The 20010-nt window shown below is 70.4% G+C and carries 14 protein-coding genes; 3 read left to right on the plus strand and 11 right to left on the minus strand.

All coding sequences use genetic code 11. The annotated features are described in order from the left end of the window. Positions 1–52: 52 nt before the first annotated feature. The 7 genes from ACYVD1_RS11940 to ACYVD1_RS11970 form a co-directional block, all read right to left on the minus strand. Positions 53–1480, minus strand: a complete 1428-nt coding sequence (locus tag ACYVD1_RS11940) for an HNH endonuclease signature motif containing protein (protein ID WP_460771410.1) — start codon at positions 1478–1480, stop codon at positions 53–55. Positions 1481–2239: 759 nt separating this feature from the next. Next, positions 2240–3124: an Fpg/Nei family DNA glycosylase gene (locus ACYVD1_RS11945; RefSeq protein WP_460771412.1), complete on the minus strand. Its 885-nt coding sequence runs from the start codon at positions 3122–3124 to the stop codon at positions 2240–2242. A 63-nt stretch (positions 3125–3187) separates the two neighbouring features. Beyond that, positions 3188–6289 (minus strand): AAA domain-containing protein, encoded by a 3102-nt coding sequence (locus ACYVD1_RS11950; protein WP_460771415.1) that lies wholly within the window; start codon positions 6287–6289, stop codon positions 3188–3190. A gap of 140 nt (positions 6290–6429) precedes the next feature. Beyond that, positions 6430–8205 carry a phosphonate ABC transporter, permease protein PhnE gene (gene phnE, locus ACYVD1_RS11955; RefSeq protein ID WP_460771417.1) on the minus strand — a complete coding sequence of 592 codons (1776 nt, stop codon included), beginning with the start codon at positions 8203–8205 and terminating at the stop codon, positions 6430–6432. A 12-nt stretch (positions 8206–8217) separates the two neighbouring features. Next, entirely contained in the window at positions 8218–9006 is a 789-nt protein-coding gene (gene phnC, locus ACYVD1_RS11960; protein ID WP_460771420.1) for a phosphonate ABC transporter ATP-binding protein, read from the minus strand. 87 nt (positions 9007–9093) lie between these two features. Next, positions 9094–10059, minus strand: coding sequence for a phosphate/phosphite/phosphonate ABC transporter substrate-binding protein (locus ACYVD1_RS11965; RefSeq protein ID WP_460771423.1), 966 nt, complete (start codon positions 10057–10059; stop codon positions 9094–9096). A 177-nt stretch (positions 10060–10236) separates the two neighbouring features. Further along, on the minus strand, positions 10237–11691 hold the full coding sequence (locus ACYVD1_RS11970) for a PucR family transcriptional regulator (RefSeq protein WP_460771425.1): 1455 nt from the start codon (positions 11689–11691) through the stop codon (positions 10237–10239). A 148-nt stretch (positions 11692–11839) separates the two neighbouring features. Here ACYVD1_RS11970 and gabT point away from each other — a divergent pair, with 148 nt between their 5' ends. Further along, positions 11840–13177 (plus strand): 4-aminobutyrate--2-oxoglutarate transaminase, encoded by a 1338-nt coding sequence (gene gabT, locus ACYVD1_RS11975; protein ID WP_460771427.1) that lies wholly within the window; start codon positions 11840–11842, stop codon positions 13175–13177. 28 nt (positions 13178–13205) lie between these two features. On the opposite strand, the gene ACYVD1_RS11980 is transcribed toward gabT, so the two are convergent. Continuing rightward, positions 13206–13694 (minus strand): Lrp/AsnC family transcriptional regulator, encoded by a 489-nt coding sequence (locus ACYVD1_RS11980; protein WP_460753301.1) that lies wholly within the window; start codon positions 13692–13694, stop codon positions 13206–13208. Positions 13695–13799: 105 nt separating this feature from the next. Next, positions 13800–15404 carry a PucR family transcriptional regulator gene (locus tag ACYVD1_RS11985; RefSeq protein WP_460771429.1) on the minus strand — a complete coding sequence of 535 codons (1605 nt, stop codon included), beginning with the start codon at positions 15402–15404 and terminating at the stop codon, positions 13800–13802. Between the two features lie 183 nt (positions 15405–15587). On the opposite strand from ACYVD1_RS11985, the gene ACYVD1_RS11990 reads away from it, so the two are divergent. Together ACYVD1_RS11990 and ACYVD1_RS11995 are read left to right on the plus strand one after the other, a co-directional pair. Further along, positions 15588–16874, plus strand: coding sequence for an aspartate aminotransferase family protein (locus ACYVD1_RS11990; protein WP_460771431.1), 1287 nt, complete (start codon positions 15588–15590; stop codon positions 16872–16874). A gap of 35 nt (positions 16875–16909) precedes the next feature. Next, entirely contained in the window at positions 16910–18418 is a 1509-nt protein-coding gene (locus ACYVD1_RS11995; RefSeq protein ID WP_460771433.1) for a CoA-acylating methylmalonate-semialdehyde dehydrogenase, read from the plus strand. 294 nt (positions 18419–18712) lie between these two features. Here ACYVD1_RS11995 and ACYVD1_RS12000 read toward each other — a convergent pair whose 3' ends face one another. Both ACYVD1_RS12000 and ACYVD1_RS12005 read right to left on the minus strand, forming a co-directional pair. Further along, complete coding sequence (locus ACYVD1_RS12000; RefSeq protein WP_460771435.1) at positions 18713–18955, minus strand: hypothetical protein; 243 nt, start codon at positions 18953–18955, stop codon at positions 18713–18715. Positions 18956–19195: 240 nt separating this feature from the next. Further along, a complete protein-coding gene (locus ACYVD1_RS12005; RefSeq protein WP_460771437.1) occupies positions 19196–20008 on the minus strand; it encodes a carbon-nitrogen hydrolase family protein in 813 nt (270 codons plus the stop codon). Positions 20009–20010: the final 2 nt, after the last annotated feature.

A 20010-nucleotide genomic window follows, 5' to 3' on the forward strand; every position in this document is an offset into this window, starting at 1 on the left:
CACCGGAGCGGTCTCGAGTGGTACCGGTGTGTGGTGAACCCCCCAGTTGGAGTCAAAAACGAGGGTGACCGTGACTCCAGGAAGGGGGTTGGGCTGGCTCCGGGTCCCCGTCCGAGTCCTCCCCCTTGTTGCTGCGGTTGCGGTTGCGGTGGGAGGGACGACCCTGCCAGATGGAGGCCTCGGGGTTGGTCTCCCTCCGGTACTTGAGCCGGTTGTGGTCTGAGCAGAGTGGCTGAATGTTGTCCGCGCTCGTGGACCCACCGGCCGAGAAGCTGATCTTGTGGTCGGCCTCCGACCCGCTGGCCGGGAAGTTGCAGCCCTGGTACCAGGCGCAGGTGGTGTGACCGAACATCCCCGCATCCCGCAGAGCACCCGTGGCGTCGCGCTGGGTGCGGCCCACGTCCAACACCCGGTCACCCTTGGGGGAGGTGATCATCCGGCGCAGCACACTGTTGGGGGCCAGGGCACGGATCGCGGCCATGGAGACCACCTGCCCGTCCTGCGTCACCGCAGGCCCCGCACCCCCGGTCTGGTTCTGGAGGCCGAGGAAGGTGGGCAGGGGCACCATGATGTTGATCATCGCCACCGCAGCACGCTTGCGACCCTGACCGCCCTTGCCGCCCTTGCCATCCCCACCCCCGGCACCCTCGGCACTCTCGCTGGGGTCGGTGGGGTTGGTCGCGGACCGGACCAGGTTCATGAACGCGTCATACATGCGCTCCGAGGCCGACACGTGCAGCCTCTCGGGGTCATAGTCCGACTCGTGGGCCTTGAGCACGCACCTAAGCTCCTCGGCGTGCTCACCCGGACCCCAGGCCTCGAACAGGTGAGTGCCATCGAAGGTGCGCACCAGGCGTGCACCACGGGCGTCGAAGGCGGCCTGGTACTGCTCCTCCACCACCGCCGGGTTGTACTGGGCCAGCAGCTCCCGGCCCAGCCGGGCGATGTCGGAGGTCGACATCGCCGGCTCCCTGGCCTTGGAAGCTAGAATCCCGGCCTCCACCATCCGCCGGAAGAGGCCAGCATCCGGGCAGTCCTTAGTGTTGCGCGCCCCCACCGCCTTATCGGCGGCCTTGCACACCGCCACCGCCTCCCCGATCGACAACAACCCAGAGTCCAGGCCTTCCCGGGTGGCGGGCAACTCCTGGGCGAACAACCGCCGCGCCAGCTCGGCGCGCCCGTTGGCCTCAACGGGGGCCATCCCCACCGAGTGGATCAGCCAGTTCTGCACCGACCTCTGCCCACCCGCCTCCAACAGGGTCCCGGCCGCCTCCAGCTGCGCCAGGCGCAGCAGCATCGCAAGCTGGGCCCGGTCGAAGTCCTCGAACACCTGCGAGATCACATCCAGGACCTGGCCAGCTGCTCCGGTCGGGGGCACCTCCGCCATCTCCACGGTGATCTTTCCCCGGGCAGCACCCATGGCGGCCACGGCGGGCGTATTGCCCGCCGCATTCCCGCACTGCCCGAAAGAAGAAGTCACACCACCAGGATACCAAGAAAGACCCAGAAAGGACCTAACCCGGGAGTGATAATACCCTTACCCGACCACACTGACCCACCTTTCCTTCCCTAGGAAGAAGCTCCCAGGAAAGGAGGCCCCACCCCTCGTGTGCATTCTTGGGCAAAGCGGGCAAATCCAGGCCTTCGTGGGAATGATCTTGCTACCAGAGTCAATCTCGGCGCCGAAATTGCTACTGGTAGCAAGATCATCGGAAAAAGGCCCAGCGGGAGGGGTTCGCCGCGCACCTTGACCGGCCGCGACACCCGCAACCGGTGGGCTCCGGCGCAGTGGCCCACCCGGCCGCAGGCCGCGCTGTTCGGCCCCCGCAGCCCACCATGACCGGCCGCGACACCCGACCCGTCGACGCTCCGGCGCAGGGGCAGGAATCGGCCGCCAGGCCGACAGAATCAGTTTTCGGGCGGAGCCCGAATTCGCCACGGACCTCGACCACCCGTCCCCCTTTCCCGATAGCCGCCAACCCGCCGTCGCAGCGAAGCGGGTCAAGGTGGAGCGCCGTTGACGCGCGAAGCGCTCGACGGCGACGACCTTGACGCGCGCAGCGGAGACGGCCACAATCACGCGGCGGGAAAGGAGGACACCCCAGCCCGGAAGGAGACCCCCGACTGGCAGAGCTCTTTGACCAACACCCCCGACCAACGGAGGAACATTAACCTAAGGGAAAACCTTGCAGTTTAATCCTTTGTGGTTTTGCGCTCCTCGGGAGATATGGGGAACTACCTAGTCGGATTTCTGGCAGCCGGGGCACCAGTAGAGGGTTCGGCCGGAGATTTCGGTGGCGGCGATCGGAGAGGAGCAGAGGCGGCAGGGGTCACCGGTCCGGTAGCAGACGTAGAGGGTGTCTGGTCGGGGTACCGGGTGGGCTGCGGGGTCGGGGCGGTCTTCCGGGCGGGTGGTGATGATGTAGCCGTCGCGGACGCCGTCGCGGAGGAGCTGGGCGAGGTCGTCCCAGAGGGCGTTCCACTTGGGCTTGGTGAGCTCGCGGCCGGGGGTGCGGGGATCGAGCTGGGCGCGGAACAGTGACTCGGCACGGTAGATGTTGCCGATGCCCGCGATCACGTCCTGGCGCATGAGGAGCACTGCGAGGCTGCTGCGGGACCGGCTGATGGTGTGCCAGGCGCGGTCGGGGTCGGCGTCGGCGCGCAGCGGGTCCGGTCCGAGACGTTCTTGGACGGCCTGCTTCTCGGGTTGGGTGATGACCTCGCAGGCGGAGGCGCCGCGCAGGTCGGCCCAGCCGGAGGAGTTGACGAGGCGGACGCGGACGGCGCCTACGGGGGCGGGCGGGACGACGAAGCCTTCGGGGTCGCGCTCGAGGTCGATCCGGTCGGCGCCCTCGGCGCGGGGTGCGCCCAGGTGGCGTTCGCCGTCGGCGTCGCCGAACGTCCAGGCCCCGTAGAGGCCGAGGTGGATGCGGAGCCACTCGCCGGAGTCGAAGCCGAGGAAGAGGTGCTTGCCGTGGGCTTCACTCTCGGTGAGGGCCCGGCCGTTGAGCCGGGCGGCGCCCTCGGCGAACCGTCCTTGCGGGCTGGAGGCCTTTACCGTGCCGCCGCCGAAGGTCTTGTCGAAGTGCGCCGCCAACCGGTGCAGCGTATGGCCCTCAGGCACCCGTATTCCCCTTTCGCCCACCCATGTCGGGCATCCGCGCGTTGTCCCTCAGGGTAGTGCGGGTCAGCAGGCGGCGAGGATCTCCTCGACCAGACCTCGGGGGTCGGCCAGGCACCGCCAGGCCGGGACCACCACGACCAGGTCGTCGGTGGCTTGGTTGAGTGCCTCTCCCCTGGCCATCAGGCGCCGCAGGGCCGGGCCGTCCGGTTCCCGGTCGAGCAGGAGTACGACGCGCCTGGCCCCGTAGCTGACCACCAGGTCCGCGGCCCACCCGCGGATGCGCTGACCGACGGCCACACCGGTGCCCGCCGCGCGCAGGGCGTCGACGAGGGCGGTACTCGCGGGGTCCCCGCCGGTCCGGGTGTGCCCGCTGAGCAGGTCGCCGAGCGGGCCGTCGCTTCTGTACCAGTGCGCGCGGTCGCCGACCACGACGAGTCGACTCTTGGTGCGGGTGAGGACGGAGGACCAGAGGTGATTCATCCGACGCACCCGCCTTTCGGCGATGGCTGGGGCCCCCTCCGCGAGCATCGGGGAGAGTACGGTGACGTCGGCGGCGTCCGTGTCGGATTCCAGCAGGTCAGGGCCGCCGACCCGTACCGGTCGGCGCAGCGCCCGCTGGCGCAGGAGGCGGCGGATCAGGGCCACCTGTGGCTGCATGGGGGCGACGACCACGAGCGTGTGCCCCTCGGGCAGTTCCTGGTCGAGTTCGTCCACGACCACGGCGACCCGGTAGGCCTCGTCGCGGTTGATGTAGGACGATCCCGGGGCCGCCTCGCAGGTCCCGCCGACGTCGCGCCACTCGAACGCGGCCGTACCGGCGGGGTCGGGCGTGCTCAGCACGCCGACCCGTCCGCCGTAGCAGTGCCGGGACGCGGCGTCGGCCAGCACCGCGGGTGCACCGTCGTGCTCGTCGAGCCAGAGCATCGGCGGGGCGGCCTTGTAAGCCGCCCGCAGGGCCGATCCAGCACCGTGCCGGAGCGCGCGGCCGTCCAGCTGGTCCGCGGCGAGTCCGGCGGTGGCCAGGGCCCGACGTTCCTCCTCCGGTTCCAGCATGGTCGCCGGGCCGGGGTGCGCGGGGTCGCCGACCACGACGGCGCGGCTGGCGCGGTACAGCACCGGTAGGAGCTCGCTGACACGGGTCTGGTCGGCTCCGACCACGACCACGAGGTCGTACAGCCCGGCCTGGGGTGGCAGGGCCCGGGCCTGGTCGGTGCGGCACACCCAGGCGGGGAGGGTGTCGAGGAGGCTGGACAGGCCGGGCCACCCGCCGCCGTGGTTCCAGTTGAGTGATTCGAGGCGGTTCTCGATGGCCGTGCGCCCGCGCCACAGCCGGGGTTCGGCGACCGCGGTGAGACAGGCGGAGCTGGCCCTTCGGTGGTCGGCGAGGGCTTCGGCGAGCTCGCCGGTGAGCTCGCCGAGGGGCGCGCACCGTGTCCTGCGGTCCACCGCCTCGCGCCACTCGCTCTCCAGGCGGGCGACGGCGCACAGCTGGCTCAGCCCTCCGGGGTCGGTGGTCACTCCCAGTTCGCGGCGGACCGCGGCCCGGTGCTGTATACCGCCGAGGCCTCCGGCGGCGCCTCGCTCGGCGCGGTGCAGCCAGTACTCGGGGCCGCCGCGCTCGGGGGTGAACAGGCTGTCCGGGTCCCATCCGCGAGCGATGCTGCGTCCGCGTTCCTCGGCCAGATGGGCGAGGACGTGACCTCCGGAGGCCATGGTGTCCATGGCCGACCACACCGCTTGGACCCGGTTCCAGGCGCTGTTCAGGTCGCTCCGGTGCGAGGTGCCGTCCTCGCCGTTGGGTGCGCAGCTCCCCGCGGGAAGGGCGCCCGTGTGCTGGGCGAGCAGTCGGGTGAGGAGTCGGACCTCCGTGGCGCGCTGCCGGGGGCCGCCTACTCGGATGACGGGGTGTCCGGGTGCGGTGTCGGCGCGGGCGAGGACCTCCGCGAGGTCGGCCTCAGTGCGGCCGCACACCAGGACCCGCTGGCCGTTGGTGACGGCGGTGCGCACCAGGGCGTCGACGAGGTCGTGGGTGCCGTTACCGGGCGGTGCGGCCACCACGGTGAGCTGTTCCCGCATGGCGGCGTGGAGGACGGTGTACTGGGCCTGGCTGAGGGCGGTGGTCGACACCGGGGTAGGAACGGGGTTGTGGTCCTGTTCCTCGGCGACCCTGCGCTGTGCTCGGGCTCCCTTGCGTCGGCGCCCAAGTACGGTCTGCTGCGCTGCGAGCTTGGCGCGTCGGCCGTTCGGGGGGTCGCCGAGCAGGGACTCCAGGGAGGTGCCGGGGACGGCGTCCGGGTCGAGCCCGTCCCGGTCCGCGGGGTCCAGGTCGGCGAGGACTTGGTCGGTGCTGCCGGGTTCGGTCTCGTCGCCGTCGCCGCTGCCTCCGGGGCCCGCCCGGAAGAGCACGGCGGTGTTGTGCGCTCCGGTGTGGACCACTCCGGGTCGGCCCCGGGTGCCCAGGGGCGCGATGTCGTCGACCCGGTCGATCTCGAGCCGGGTCAGCAGCGTGCGGACCTTGACGGCCAGGTCGGCGACGGCGGCGGGCCGGTGCAGGGTGTCGGGGGCGTCGGCGCGGAGCCGGGTGCGCAGTTCGAAGAGGTCCTCTGGATCGGTGATGCCGAGCCGGGAGAGGAGCGCGGTGTTGACGTCCGGTGGTCCCACGGCGCGGACCAGTGGGGCGCCGCCCGGGTCTCCCGGGGGTCGTTCCTCCCGCTCGTCCACGACCCGGACGTCCACCGTGAGAAGCGGAAGTACTTCGCGGTCCTCGCCCTCGCCGAGGACGACGAGGGGGTAGCCGTAGCGCAGTGCCTGCCCGTGCCGCCCGGCCAGCCGGAGGACCCGGGCGCTCTCCGGGTGCAGCGGAAGTGTGTCCCTGGCCCCGCTGAACAGCAGCTCGGGGCCGGCTGGCAGGCAGGCGCAGGTGTCGGAGGCGAGGTGTTCCGCGCGCACGGTGTGGTTGTGCACGGCCTCGCGGCGCAGGCAGGCCCTGAGATAGGCGAGGAAGGAACGGACCTCGTCCCGGTCCACCGGCGGTTGCCACCGGAGGGCGGCCGCACCGACCCCTGTCCTACCGCCCGGTCCGGACCCGTCGCCGACACGCTGTCCACCCAAGGGCGGGAACGGGCCGGTGTGGCCGATCTGCTCGTCGTCCCGTAGTGACCTCACGACGCCCCCTGACGCCCGATCTTCACGTGACCGGGCGATTACTCCGTGCTATGAGGGTCCATTGTGGTGCATTTTTCACGCGCGCACCCGGGGAACGCCGGAACCCGTCAGCACTATCACTCTCGGTCACTCGGCCCGGGTCAGCCGCGGCTGCCGACGACTCCGCGTAGCCACACCGCGATGAGCTCCACGGCCATGACGACACCGAAGACCATCAGGGTGATGAGGGTGACCACGCCGAACTCCAGTACCTGGGCGGCGTTGAGCAGCTCGTAGCCGATACCGCCGGCGCCGACGATGCCGAGGATGGTCGCAGCCCGGATGTTGACGTCGAGCTGGTACATGCTGTGGCCGACGAACGCGGGCATCGCCTGTGGCAGGGTCGCGCCGAAGAACACCTGGACCCGGGTCGCACCGGTCGCCCGGAGCGCCCGTTCAGGCCCGGGATCGACTTCCTCGACCGAGTCGGCGACCAGCTTGCCGAGCAGGCCCACCGCCCCGATGGCCAGGGCGAGCGTGCCCGCCACGGGCCCGAGCCCGATCATGACCACGAAGATGATCGCCAGGATGAGTTCGGGGATGGCCCGGACCAGCACGATGAACATCCGGCAGGCCTGGCCGACCCTGTGGTGCGGGGCCACGTTGCGGGCGGCGAGCGCGCCCACCGGCAGTGCTAGCACCATACCGAGCAGTGTGGCGGCGAAGGCGATCTGCACCGTGACGACCAGGCCTTGGACGAGCCGTTCACCGATGCCCCCGGTTTCCGGCGGCCAGAACATCGCCAGCACGCCCAGCGGACCCTGGCTGGAGTCGATGAGTCCGTTGAAATCGATGAGCGAGTATCCGACCGAAGCGGCAAGGACCGCGACGGTGACCAGTGCGTAGAAGGAGCGCCGCAGCCGGGCCGGGGTCCACGGCGGGCGCACCCGGCCGGAGGCCGGGGCCGCGGCCGAGGCCGCCCTCGGGTCCGCTTCGGCCCGTGCGCCCCGGGGGCCGTCGCCCGACCGCGCCTCCGCGGCGCGGGTGCGCAGCCGCGACACCAACCCGGTGACCCCGGTCGACCGCTGCTCGGTGTGCGGGAGCAGGGACCGGCGGACGCCGACCGACAGCAGCTCGATCGCCACGCACAGCACGAGCACGATGAGCGCCAGGGCCATACCCCTCTGGTAGTCGAGGCGGCCCAGGGCGTGGGCGAGTTCCTGCCCGATGCCGGCCACCCCCACGAACCCGAGGATCACCGAGATCCGCAGGTTGATGTCGAGTCGGTGCATCGCGGTCGCGACGAAGGCGGGCAGCACCTGGGGCAGCACACCGCCGGTGAGCTCCTGGAGGCGGCTCGCCCCCGCAGCCCGCAGCGCTTGGCGCGGCCCTTCGTCGATCTGCTCGATGGCGTCGGCGTAGAGCTTGCCGACCATGCCGACCGAGTGCAGCCCCATCGCCAGGACACCGGTGACGGCCCCGAAGCCGAAGAGCCGGAAGAACAGGATCGCCAGCACCACGTCCGGGATGGCGCGGGCGACGACGATGACGGCTCGGGACGTGTACCGGGCCGGGGTGCCGGGGGTGATGTTGCGCGCCGCCCAGATCGCCAGGGGGATGCTCAGCGCCACGGACAGCAGGGTGGCGGAGATGACGATGGCGAGGGTGACCGCCAGGGGGCCGAGCAGTTCGGCGGGGCCGGGGAAGTCCAGCGGGAGCGTCCGGGCGAGGAAGTCGGACACGTTCCGAGCGCTGGCGATGAGGGTGGCGACGTTGATCCGCAGGTCGATCAGGGACCAGACGCCGATCCCGATCAGGGTGAGCACGGTCAGCACTGCTGCGACCCCGCTCGGACGGGGCGGGTTCAGTGTCCGTGTGGACGGGGCCGGGGTCTGGTCCGGGGGCGGGGTGGTCGGCTTGACGGGGCTGGTGAGCACGTGCGTTCGCTCCTAACCGGCAGCCAGGGGGCCGGGGGCGCCGACCCTGCCGTAGACCGCCATCGCCTCGTCCCGATCGAGGTCGGCGACCGGACTGTCCATGACCACCCTCCCCGAGCGCAGGCCGACGACCCGGTCGCCCCAGGAGAGCGCCAGGTCGACCTGGTGAAGGCTGCACAGGACGGTGAGGTCCTCCTCCGCGGCCACGTCCCGGATCAGCTCCATGACCTGGTGCGCCGACTCGGGGTCGAGGGAAGCGACCGGTTCGTCGGCGAGGAGGACCTCTGGGCTCTGCAGCATGGCCCTGGCGATGGCGACCCGCTGCTGCTGGCCGCCGGAGAGCGTGTCCGCACGTTGGAAGGCGCGGTCGGCCAGGCCGACGCGGTCGAGCTGGGCCAGGGCCTCCTCCCGGACCGTGCGCGGGTACGTCGGCAGGCCCAGGCGAGGCCCGCGCAGCCGGCCGAGCGCACCCGTGCACACGTTCTCCAGCACCGTCAGCGAGTCCACCAGGTGGAACTGCTGGAAGATGAACCCGATCCGGCGCCGTAGCGCGCGCAGCTCCCGTCCACGGGCGGCGGGGACGTCGGTTCCCAGGACCCGGACGCCGCCGCTGGTCGGCATCTGGAGGCCGTCGACGTGGCGGAGCAGAGTGGACTTGCCCGAGCCGGAGAGCCCTAGCAGAACGAGCACCTCACCGGTGCGCGCGCTCACCGACACCCCGTCCAGGGCGGTGGTGTCTCCGAAGCGTTTGGTCACGTCCTCGAAGCGGATGGCGGGCGGGGGTTGGGTCGTGGTGTCCACGAGACTCCTCGAGGTCGGCGGAGGCGGTCCGGGTCGCCCCGGTCGGGTGCATCAGGGCTGAAGGGCTGAAGGGCTAGGGGCGAGGAGCTAGCCCTCTTCGGTGCACTGCGGGGACTGGGTGGCCTCGCAGACGACTTCGAGCGGGTCGTAGAAGTCGTCCGGAACGGCTTCCCAGCCCCAGATGCGCTCGTCGGTGAGGTCGCAGTCGCCCTCTTCGCAGTAGTCGTTGGCGACCAGGTAGTCCTGGTTCCCCTGCTCCTGCAGGGCGCTCATCACCGTGTCGAACAGCTCCTCCTCGAGGCCGTTGTAGACGGTGATCGGGGCGCTGGTGATGGTCTCCGACTCCCACACCACGTCGAGTTCGCCCTCTTCGATGGAGCCGTTCTCGACGAGCGTCTCGTCCACCATCGTGTCGAAGGCGAATCCGGCCTCGCACTCCCCGGCCGCCACGGCGATAGCGGAGGCGTCGTGACCGCCGGCGAAGGTCTCCTCCCAGTCGTCCTCCTCGATTCCTGCGTCGAGCAGTCCGGCCAGCGGGTAGAGGTAACCGGAGGCGGAGTTGGGGTCGACGAAGCACAGGTGGCGGCCGGCGAAGTCCTCGATGCTCTCGATGTCCGAGTCCTCGGGCACGACGCCGTAGGCGACGTAGCCGGGCGGCTCCTCCTTCTCCTGCACCATGGCGCCGGCGACGGAGATGTCCGAGCCCGTCTCTTCGGCGATGTAGTAGGAGAAGGGGCCGTACTGGGCGACGTGGATCTGGCCGCTGCGCTGGCCCTCGATGACCGCCGCGTAGTCGGTCGCGGTCTGGAACTCCACGTCCAGTCCGGTCTCGTCCTCGAGCATGGCGATGACCGGCTCGTAGCTGTTCTCCAGCCCGGTGGCCTCCTCGGCCGGGACGGCACCGATGACCAGGGTGTCCGGGGAGATCTCCTCTCCCCCGTTGTCGGCGGCGTCGGTCGTTTCTTCCGCGCTCGGCCCGCAGGCGGCCAGGAGGGCGAGGGCTGAGGCCGCGGCGGCGAAGGCACCGGTACTGCGGCCGAATCTGGTCTGCATGGTTCGGGGGACTCCTCCAACGTGGTCCGCCCTAGGCGGACGTGTCACTTCAAGGGACGTCTCCACTCTGCAGAGCCACTGCTGTCGGGAACCGACGGCGAGATGTCCGCGCGTCGAACAGCAAGAGGCTTTTGTCGGAGAGCCTCCACAGGACGCGACCGAAGGGTCACCGGGCTGTCACCGAAGGGGACGTCCCTCACGGACACGGAGGGCGGCCCACAGCTCGGTGCGGTGGTCGGGGTCGTCGAGGTCGCCGGGGAGCAGTTCCCGGATCCGTTTCATCCGGTAGCGCAGGGTGTGCCGGTGCACACCCAGCTGTTCGGCGGCAGAGTCCCACCGACCGGACGCGGCGAGGTAGGCCCGCAGTGAGGCGAGCAGTTCTGGGCCGGTGCGCTGTTCGTCGAGCGGGGCGAGCAGGTCGTCGGCCATACGGGCCCCCGCGGGGTTGTCCAGGAGGCCCAGCAGGCCCCCGGGCAGCTCCTCGAAGCGGACCAGCGCGTGCCCCTCCTCCGACGCGGCCGACAGTGCCTGTTCGGCTTGGGACCGGGCTGCGGCCAGGTCCGCGTAGCCCACGGGATCGCTCAGCCCGACCGGGCCGTCCAGGGCCTCAGCGACCGCTCCGGCGCCCCTGTTCGCGGCGGCCAACAGGAGCGTGCGGTCCCCGTCCGCGGCCACCAGGACGCCATCCGGCAGCGGACCTTCGGGAGCTGGCCTCTCTGCGGCGGCCACGACCACCGGTTCGGCGGGCAGGACCTCCCGCAGTTCGGCCGCGCCCGGGTGCCGCGGGTCGAGGGCCCCGCCGAGCAGCGCAGAGAGGACACCCGAGCGCACCCGCGCCCCTCGGCCGGAGGAAGGCCGCTCGAGTTCGAGGGACAGCAGTGAGACGGCCGCGTTGACCAGGGTGCGGTCGTCGGAGCCGAAGGCCTCCAGCGCGCCCACCGCGAGGAAGCCGCGGATCCGACGGCCCGTGGAAAGGGGTTGGATGGACACCCGGTCACCGCCCGAGGTCAACGAGACGCTGGAGCGCAGACCCGCGCTTCGGAGCCGGGACAGCTCGGCGGCAAGCCCGGGCGCGCGGTCGGCGGCGGAGGCCGGGGCGGCGTGCCGGACCGAACCGTCCGGCCCCAGCAGCAGAACCCACCCGCCGAGCTCTCGGGCGAGCCGGTCCACGACGGCGGGTGCCCCGCTGAGTGCGGCCCGGGTGAGCTCGCGCTGGGCGGTGAAGGCCCGGCTCAGGCCCTCGTACTCCTCCTTGGCCAGCAGCCGGGAGACCTCCTTGCCGATCGCGATGAAAGGCGTCTCCCGGGCCACCTCCACCAGGGTCACCCCGAACTCCGCCGCGGCATCGCGCAGCTCGTCGGGTGTCTCGTCGAAGTTGACGGCGGCGCCGAAGCCGAGCCCGGCGATGTCGCGCTCCGCCAGGCGGCGTACGTATCCACGGAGGTCGGGCAGTCTGTCGACCCACCGCACCCCGGTGGTGAGCACCAGTTCGCCCCCGGCGAGGTAGGGCGTAGGGTCGCTGAGTTCGCTGACCGCCACCCACTCCACCTCGCGGTGCAGCCGGTCCTGTCCGGTGAGCAGGCGAAGGTGCAGGCGCGGTGTGCGCAGCAGCGCGCCCAGTGTCGGCGGCATCGACGTCTCCCCTCGTCTCCGAACCCTGCCGCAATGGCACAGGCCTCCCTCTCAATTATCCACTGTGTCCATGTGTGCCCGCTTCCACGCGGCCTAGTGTCTTGCGAGTCCGCACCCCTGCACCAGCACCCCACAAGGAGGCAGCCGCATGACCGCGACCGAGGTCGTACAGTCCCGCCGGATCGTCACCGAGATCCCCGGCCCGAAGTCCCGTGCGATCCAGGAGCGCCGATCCTCCGCCGTCGCCCAAGGCGTGGGCAGTGTGCTGCCCGTCTACGTGGAGCGCGCGGGTGGCGGCATCGTCGAGGACGTCGACGGCAACGCCCTGATCGACTTCGGTTCGGGTATCGCGGTGACCAACGTCGGCAACGCCGACCCGCGCGTGGTGGAGCGCGCCACCGAGCAGCTCGAACGCTTCACGCACACCTGCTTCATGGTCAACCCGTACGAGGCGTATGTGGAGGTCTGCGAGGCGCTCAACCGCGTCACCCCGGGCGACCACGAGAAGCGGTCCATCCTGCTGAACTCGGGCGCCGAAGCCGTGGAGAACGCGGTCAAGGTCGCCCGCAGTGCCACCGGGCGGCAGGCCGTCGTGGTGTTCGACCACGCCTACCACGGCCGCACCAACCTCACCATGGGCCTGACCTCGAAGAACATGCCGTACAAGCACGGCTTCGGCCCGTTCGCCGGTGAGATCCACCGGCTGCCGATGGCCTACCCCTACCGCTGGCCCACGGGCCCGCGGAACTGCGGCCCGGAGGCTGCGGACGCGGCGATCGAGCAGATCTCCAAGCAGGTCGGCGCCGAGAACGTGGCCGCCCTGGTGATCGAGCCGATCCAGGGCGAGGGCGGGTTCATCGAGCCCGCTCCCGGCTTCCTGCCCGCGCTGGCGGAGTTCTGCCGCGCCAACGGGATCGTGTTCGTCGCCGACGAGGTGCAGACGGGCTTCGCGCGGACCGGGCAGATGTTCGCCAGTGAGCACGAGGGTGTCGTTCCGGACCTGATCGCCACCGCCAAGGGCATCGCGGGCGGCCTGCCCCTGGCCGCGGTAACCGGCCGTGCCGAGCTCATGGACGCCGTGCACGGGGGCGGTCTGGGCGGTACCTACGGCGGCAACCCCGCCGCGTGCGCGGCCGCGCTGGCCACGCTCGAGAAGATCGAGGCAGAGGACCTGGCGGGCCGTGCCCGCGAGATCGGCGAGCTGATGCTCCGCCGCCTGCGCGCCTTCGCCGACAAGTTCGGCGTGGTGGGCGACGTGCGCGGCCGGGGCGCGATGATCGCGATCGAACTGGTCCACGAGGGCGGCAAGGAGCCGAACCCGGAGGCCGTCGCCCAGGTCCTGGCCCACTGCCACGCCAGGGGCCTGGTCCTGCTGAGCGCCGGCACGTACGGCAACGTGATCCGTATGCTGCCGCCGCTGGTCATCGGCGACGACCTGCTCACCGAGGGCCTGGACATCCTCGAGGAGGCCCTCGCCGGCCTGTAGGCGGTCGGGACGGCACCGGGACCGTCCGTTACCGGGTTCCCCAGGCGTAGGTCTGCTTGCGGAGCTTGAGGTAGAGGAAGGTCTCGGTGCTCTCGACGGTCTCCACGGTCCGGATGTCGGCGAGGACCTCCAGGAGGCGGGTGTCGTCTTCGGCGACGACCTCGACCAGGAGGTCGAAGGAGCCCGCCGTGATCACCAAGTACTCGACGCCGGGGAGGTCGGCGATCGCGTCGGCGGCGGCGTTGAGGTCTCCGTTGGTGCGCACGCCGATCATCGCCTGGCGGTTGAATCCCAGGGTCATGGGGTCGGTGACCCCCACGACCTGGACCACTCCGGCCTCCAGCAGGCGCTGGACTCGTTGGCGTACGGCGGCCTCGGACAGGCCCACGGTCTTGCCGATGGCGGCGTAGGACCGGCGTCCGTCCTCCTGGAGGACCTCGATGATGCGCTTGGCGGTCTCGTCCAACGCCACACCGTTGACCCGGCGCACGGGTCCGGGCTCGAGCTGTTCGGTCACAGGGCCCTCCGCGAGTAAAGGCAGGAATCCATTGTTGCCGCTGGCGCGCACAACGGATTCCAAAGTACTGCACGGGTGCGGCGCCCGGGTATGACCGGCCGGGCCTCAGCGTTTTTCGCGGACCGAGTCCAGTGACAGCAGTGCCACGTGGAGGGAGAGACACGTCTCCACCGACTCCAGGTCGGCGTCCAGCACGTTGGCGATCTTGCGGAGCCGCTCGTAGAAGGCGGGCCGGGACAGGTGGGCCAGGCTCGCGGCCAGCGCCTTGTTGCGCCCCGCCCCGAGGTAGTGGCGCAGCATGTCCGTGAGGTCGCCGCCGTGCCGGGCGTCGTGGTCCAGGAGCGGGCCGAGTTCGCGCTCCACGTAGGTCTGCAGGCGCTCGTCGTCGCGGAAGAGGTGCAGGAGCCCGCGCAGGTGCAGGTCGGGAAGCCGGTAGAAGGGCCGCCGGTCGCTCTGTTTGATGGCCACGTCGCCGACTTGGCGGGCCTCGAGGAAGGAGCGGCGCACCTCGCGCACGCCGTCACCCGAGGAACCGACCGCGAGCACGGCCGCGTCGCCGACGGTGTTCCGCACGCGGTCCGCGAGCAGGTGCAGAGTGGCGTCGAGGCGCTGCCGGTTCGGCAGGGCCAGGAGGATGCCCACCCGCAGGTCGTCCAGGGAACCCACCAGGGCGGACAGGCGGAGTTCGCGACAGGCCCGGGCGGCCCCCTCCGCGGTGTCGGAGAGGCGGGCCTGGGCCGCCAGGCCGGTGCCGCTCTCGCGCAGGCGCAGGACGATCCCGACCAGTTCCCTCCCGTTGAGCGGCACCCCGACGGCGCGGGCCCGCACCAGGGCTTCCTCGGGATCGGAGTAGGCCCGGTCGATGATGCCCGCGATGATGGTCCGGTGGGTCTGGCGCTCCAGGCTCTCCTGGTGGCGTTCCAGCAGGCGCCCCAAGGCGAGGGTGGTGGCCGCCCGCTCGATGAGCATGGTCTGGCGCGCGCTGGGCGTGGCGCCCACGATGAGGATGAGGCGCCCCCAGTCCTGACCGCGGGCTCCGACCGTGGTGACCAGCCAGCCGGTGGCCGGCGCGTGGACGGTCCGGGTGCCGGTGCGGATCGCGCGCGATCGGCTCTCCCAGGAGGTCAACAGGGTTCCGGGGTCCTCACCGTTGAGATCGCAGCCGAGGACCTGGTGGGTGAGGTTCTCCAGGACGACCGGACACCCGGAGAGCTGGGCGACCTCCCGCAGGATCTGTTCGGCGTCGGCGCCCTCGACGGACAGCTGGGTGAAGACCGAGTGGAGTTTCTCGGACTCGCGCAGCTCCTCCAACTGCTCGTTGACCACCCGGATGTGCACCGCTTCGGTGATCTCGACGAAACGGGCCTCGCGATCCAGCAGGATGACCGGGATCCGGGCGTCGGTGGCCGCGTCGAGGAAGGCCTTGGGGAGTTCGGCGTGGTACTTGCGGCCGAGCTCGACCGCGATGCCGCTGACCCCGGCGTCGGCGATGTCCTCGATGTAGCGGCGCAGGGCTTCGGGGTCGTCGGGCATGGCGATGCCGGTGCTGAGCACCAGTTCGCCCCCGCGCAGGAGGTGGGCGAGATCGGTGACCTCGGCGATGTGGACCCAGCGGACGGCCACGTCCAAGTACTGGGCTCCCGCTACCACGCGGGGCCTGGCCTTCTGGAGGGCGGGGAGTTGGAGGACCTCGGCAAGGGTGGGAAGCACACCGACAGTCTAGGACGTTCTGTCAGGAAGGCGGGCGTTCCACTTTACAGAGTGCAGTGCGGCTCCGTCCGCTGAGCACTCGATCCGCACCCCGTCACGTGATTTACATGTCGTAAAGCGAGCCAGCATGTTGTCAACATGGTGGTCCTGGCCAAGCTTCCCGCCCCTGGGGAGACTGGGGTCATGTCGGAACTTCTCTCGCGCCATCGCGCGGTCATGCCCTCCTGGTTGCCCCTGTACTACGAGTCACCGATGGAGATCGTCAGCGGGAAGGGCGCCAGGGTCACGGACGCCGAAGGCCGCACCTACCTGGACTTCTTCACCGGCATCGTGACCAACATGCTCGGCTACGACGTCGCCGAGGTCCGTGAGGCGGTGGAGCGCCAGATCGCCAAGGGCGTCGTGCACACCTCCACTCTGTACCTCATCCGCTCCCAAGTGGAGCTGGCCGAGAAGATCGCCCGGCTGTCCGGCATCCCCGACGCCAAGGTGTTCTTCACCAACTCCGGGACCGAGGCCAACGAGACCGCGCTGCTGCTGGCCACGCACGCGCGCGGCAGCGACGAGGTCCTGGCGGTACGCGGCAGCTATCACGGCCGCTCCTTCGGCACCGTGGCCGTGACCGGCAACAGGTCGTGGAAGAACTCCTCGCTGTCACCGCTCAACGTGCACTACCTCCACGGGACCGACCACGCGGCGCCCGCCTTCCGCGGCATGAGCGAGCGGGAGTACATCGACGCCTGCGTGGCCGACCTGCGCGACGTGCTCGACACCGCCGCGCCCAACGTGTCATGCCTGATCGCCGAGCCGGTCCAGGGTGTGGGCGGGTTCGCGATGCCGCCGGACGGCCTGTACTCCGCGTACAAGGAGGTTCTCGACGAGCACGGGATCCTGTTCATCACGGACGAGGTGCAGACCGGGTGGGGCCGCACCGGGACGAGCTTCTTCGGGATCGGCAACCACGGGGTGACCCCCGACGCCCTGACCTTCGCGAAGGGCCTCGGCAACGGCTTCGCGGTGGGCGGTGTGGTTGCCCGCGGCGACCTGATGGACGGCCTCAAGGCCCTGGGCGTTGCCACCTTCGGCGGCAACCCCGTGTCCATGGCCGCGGCCGGGGCGACGCTCGACTACGTGTTGGAGCACGACCTCCAGGGCAACGCGCTGCGCCAGGGCGGCACGATCATCGAGGGTCTGCGTGCCCTGCGCGAGCTGCCGTGCGTGAACGACGTCCGGGGCAAGGGCCTGATGTTCGCGATCGAGATGGTCGACCCGGAGACCGGCGCTCCCTCCTCGCCCCTGGCCGGAAGGGTCCTGGAGGCCGCCCGGGAGCGCGGCCTGCTGGTGGGCAAGGGCGGCGTGCACGGCAACGTACTGCGGATGGCCCCTCCCCTGACCCTGTCCACCGACGAGGCCGCCGAGGGCCGCGACGTGCTGCTGGACGCGGTGCGCGCGGTCGCCGACGGAGCCTGAGCACTCCGAGACGGGCGAGACGAGGAAGAGGAAGTATGAGCAAGCACGTCAAACACTGGATCGGCGGCAGTGCCCACGAAGGCCCCGCCAAACGGAGCGGGGACATCTACAACCCGGCGTCCGGTCAGGTCTCCGGCACGGTGGACCTCGCCGGGACGGAGGAGGTCGACGCAGCGGTGGCCGCGGCCAGGGAGGCCTTCCCCGGCTGGCGGGACACCCCGCTTTCCAAGCGCGTGCAGACACTGTTCCGGTTCCGTGAACTCCTGAGCGCCAACAGCGACCGCCTGGCGGCGCTGGTCAGCGCCGAGCACGGCAAGGTCTTCTCCGACGCGCAGGGTGAGGTGGCCCGGGGCATTGAGGTCGTGGACTTCGCCTGCGGCATCCCCCACCTGCTCAAGGGCGGCTTCTCCGAGAACGTGTCCACCGGGGTGGACTCCTACTCGATCCTGCAGCCGCTTGGCGTGGTCAGCGGCATCACGCCGTTCAACTTTCCGGCGATGGTCCCGATGTGGATGTTCCCGGTGGCGATCGCCTGCGGCAACACGTTCGTGCTCAAGCCGAGCGAGAAGGACCCCTCCGCAGCGGTGCTCGTGGCCGAGCTGTGGGCCGAGGCCGGGCTGCCCGACGGTGTCTTCAACGTGGTGCACGGTGACAAGGTCGCGGTGGACGCCGTCCTGGAGCACCCGGACGTGGCCGCGGTCAGCTTCGTGGGCTCCACCCCGATCGCGCGGTACATCTACCGGACCGCGGCCGAGCACGGCAAGCGCGTGCAGGCGCTGGGCGGCGCCAAGAACCACATGGTGGTGCTACCCGACGCCGATCTGGACCTGGCCGCGGACTCCGCGGTCTCCGCGGGGTTCGGTTCCGCGGGTGAACGGTGCATGGCCATCTCGGCGGTCGCGGTAGTGGACTCGGTCGCCGACGACCTCATGGAGCGCATCAGCGAGCGTGTGGCGCGGCTGAGGGTCGGTCCGGGTGACGACGACCGCAGCGAGATGGGTCCGCTCGTGACCCGCGAGCACCGCGACAAGGTCGCCTCGTACTTGGAGTCGGGGGTGCGCGAGGGTGCCACCCTGGCGATCGACGGGCGGGTCCACCCGGTTCTGGGCGGCACCTCGGACGGATTCTGGTTGGGCCCCTCCGTGCTGGACCACGTCGACCCGGAGATGTCCTGCTACCGCGAGGAGATCTTCGGCCCGGTGCTGAGCGTGGTCCGCGTCGGCGACTACGACGAGGCCGTGAAGCTCGTCAACGACAACCCGTACGGCAACGGGACCGCGATCTTCACCAACGACGGCGGCGCGGCCCGGCGCTTCCAGAACGAGATCGAGGTGGGCATGGTGGGCATCAACGTGCCCATTCCGGTACCTATGGCCTACTACTCCTTCGGCGGGTGGAAGCAGTCGCTGTTCGGTGACTCGCACGCCCACGGCACGGAGGGTGTTCACTTCTACACCCGGACGAAGGCGGTCACCGCCCGTTGGACCGACCCGAGCAGGCGCCCCGAGGGCGGCGTCAACCTGGGCTTCCCGACCAACGGCTAACGGGAGTTCACCGAAATAACGGACGGATGTCTCTCACTGACGGTCTACAGCGGGCAACACGCAGTATCGTTGTTCATCGACACCCCCTACCGGGTGTGGCCGCAGGCCACGTATGTCGTGAGAGACCATCCTGGAAGGACGCGCTCATTTCCCCTCCTCCCCATGGAAGCGGGCGCGTCAGCGGAAGCGCTCCGGGTCCGATGACTCCCCCCGGGCCCGGAGCGCGACCGTTCAGCCGACAGCGGCCGGACGCGGACGGGTGTTCCAGAAGAACCCCCATCCGCCGTCCAGCTCCTAGCGCGCAGCGATCAGCGGCTCACCGGCGGAAACCGGCACCTGGCCGATGATCGCCGCGCACTCGTCACATCCGTACACGTGGCTTCCGTCCGGCAGCTCACCCAGGGTCCGGCGGGGCCGGGGCCACTTGGTGTGGCAGACGACGCAGGCATCCCCCATGCGCTGCGCCCCACTCAGCCAGGTCGGTTCGTAGACGTAGGTCTCGGATGTCGCGTCAGGCGTCGTGTCTGGTTTGCACATCGTGCTCGTTCCGCGCAATGTCCCTGCTCCCCCCGTGGTTTAGGACAGTCTGGCGGGCCGATAGTTACCGGCTCTTAATTCAATCAGAAGCTCTCGGCGCCTGGAAGGGCCCGGATCGATCTAAATCACCCCGCGCATGGAAAGCATAACCCTAAGTAACTAACCCTGGGAAGACCCCGCCCCCTGGCCGGATTTTCATACGAAGCGCCGGATAAATGCGAGTAGGTACTCGCCCCGGACTCAGCCATCCACGTGCGGGGCGACCCTGAAACGGCGCAGGGACAGTGCGGGATTGGTGACCCGGACCGCGTCGACCCGCTCGGCCGAAACCCGGGCCGAGGCGACCTCGAAGGTCTGCTCCCCCAGCGACGCGAGCGCCGTTCCCATCGGGTCGACCACCATGCTGTTGCCCGCCCCCGTGGGCGCCGACTGCCCGGCGGCGGCCACGAAGACCGTGTTCTCGATGGCGCGTGCCCGGGCGAGGGTGCGCCAGTGGTCCTCCTTCAGCGGACCGGGGACCCACTGCGCGGCGAGGAGCAGCACGTGCGCGCCCGCATCGGCGATACGCCGGGTCACCTCGGGGAATCGCAGGTCATAACAGGTCTGCAGGCCGAACACGACGTCGTCGACGGTGAAGGTCTCCGGCTCTTCGATCGGTCCCGGGGCGACCACGTCCGACTCCCTCACCCCGAAGGCGTCGTAGAGGTGGATCTTGCGGTAGAGCGCGACCCGCTTGCCCTCCGGGGAAAGAGCGACCAAGGTGTTCGTGAAGTGGGTGGCACCCTCGCCCTCGGACTCGTTCACCCCGAGCACGAGGTACACACCCTCACGGCGTGCGGTGTCCGCGGCGTCGGCCAGGAAGGGGCCGTCCAACGGCTCGGCGGCCTCGACATAGCGGTGGTCCGTACGCGGCGCCGTGAACATCGTGTACTCGGGCAGCAGGACGACCCGCGCACCCTCGGCTGCCGCCCGAGCGGTCAATTCCGTCACCGAGCGCTGGTTCTCGGCCTTGTCCTGCCCCGGCGCGAACTGGGCGACCGCGACCTGCACCATCG

The organism is Nocardiopsis nanhaiensis, from assembly GCF_054778635.1.

What these genes read in the sequence shown, in the direction of transcription:
- ACYVD1_RS11965 (WP_460771423.1), bottom strand. Translation starts at nt 10,059, where the DNA reads ATGCAGACCAGATTCGGCCGCAGTACCGGTGCCTTCGCCGCCGCGGCC.
- ACYVD1_RS11970 (WP_460771425.1), bottom strand. Translation starts at nt 11,691, where the DNA reads ATGCCGCCGACACTGGGCGCGCTGCTGCGCACACCGCGCCTGCACCTT.
- gabT (WP_460771427.1), top strand. Translation starts at nt 11,840, where the DNA reads ATGACCGCGACCGAGGTCGTACAGTCCCGCCGGATCGTCACCGAGATC.
- ACYVD1_RS11990 (WP_460771431.1), top strand. Translation starts at nt 15,588, where the DNA reads ATGTCGGAACTTCTCTCGCGCCATCGCGCGGTCATGCCCTCCTGGTTG.
- ACYVD1_RS11995 (WP_460771433.1), top strand. Translation starts at nt 16,910, where the DNA reads ATGAGCAAGCACGTCAAACACTGGATCGGCGGCAGTGCCCACGAAGGC.
- ACYVD1_RS12000 (WP_460771435.1), bottom strand. Translation starts at nt 18,955, where the DNA reads ATGTGCAAACCAGACACGACGCCTGACGCGACATCCGAGACCTACGTC.
- ACYVD1_RS12005 (WP_460771437.1), bottom strand. Translation starts at nt 20,008, where the DNA reads ATGGTGCAGGTCGCGGTCGCCCAGTTCGCGCCGGGGCAGGACAAGGCC.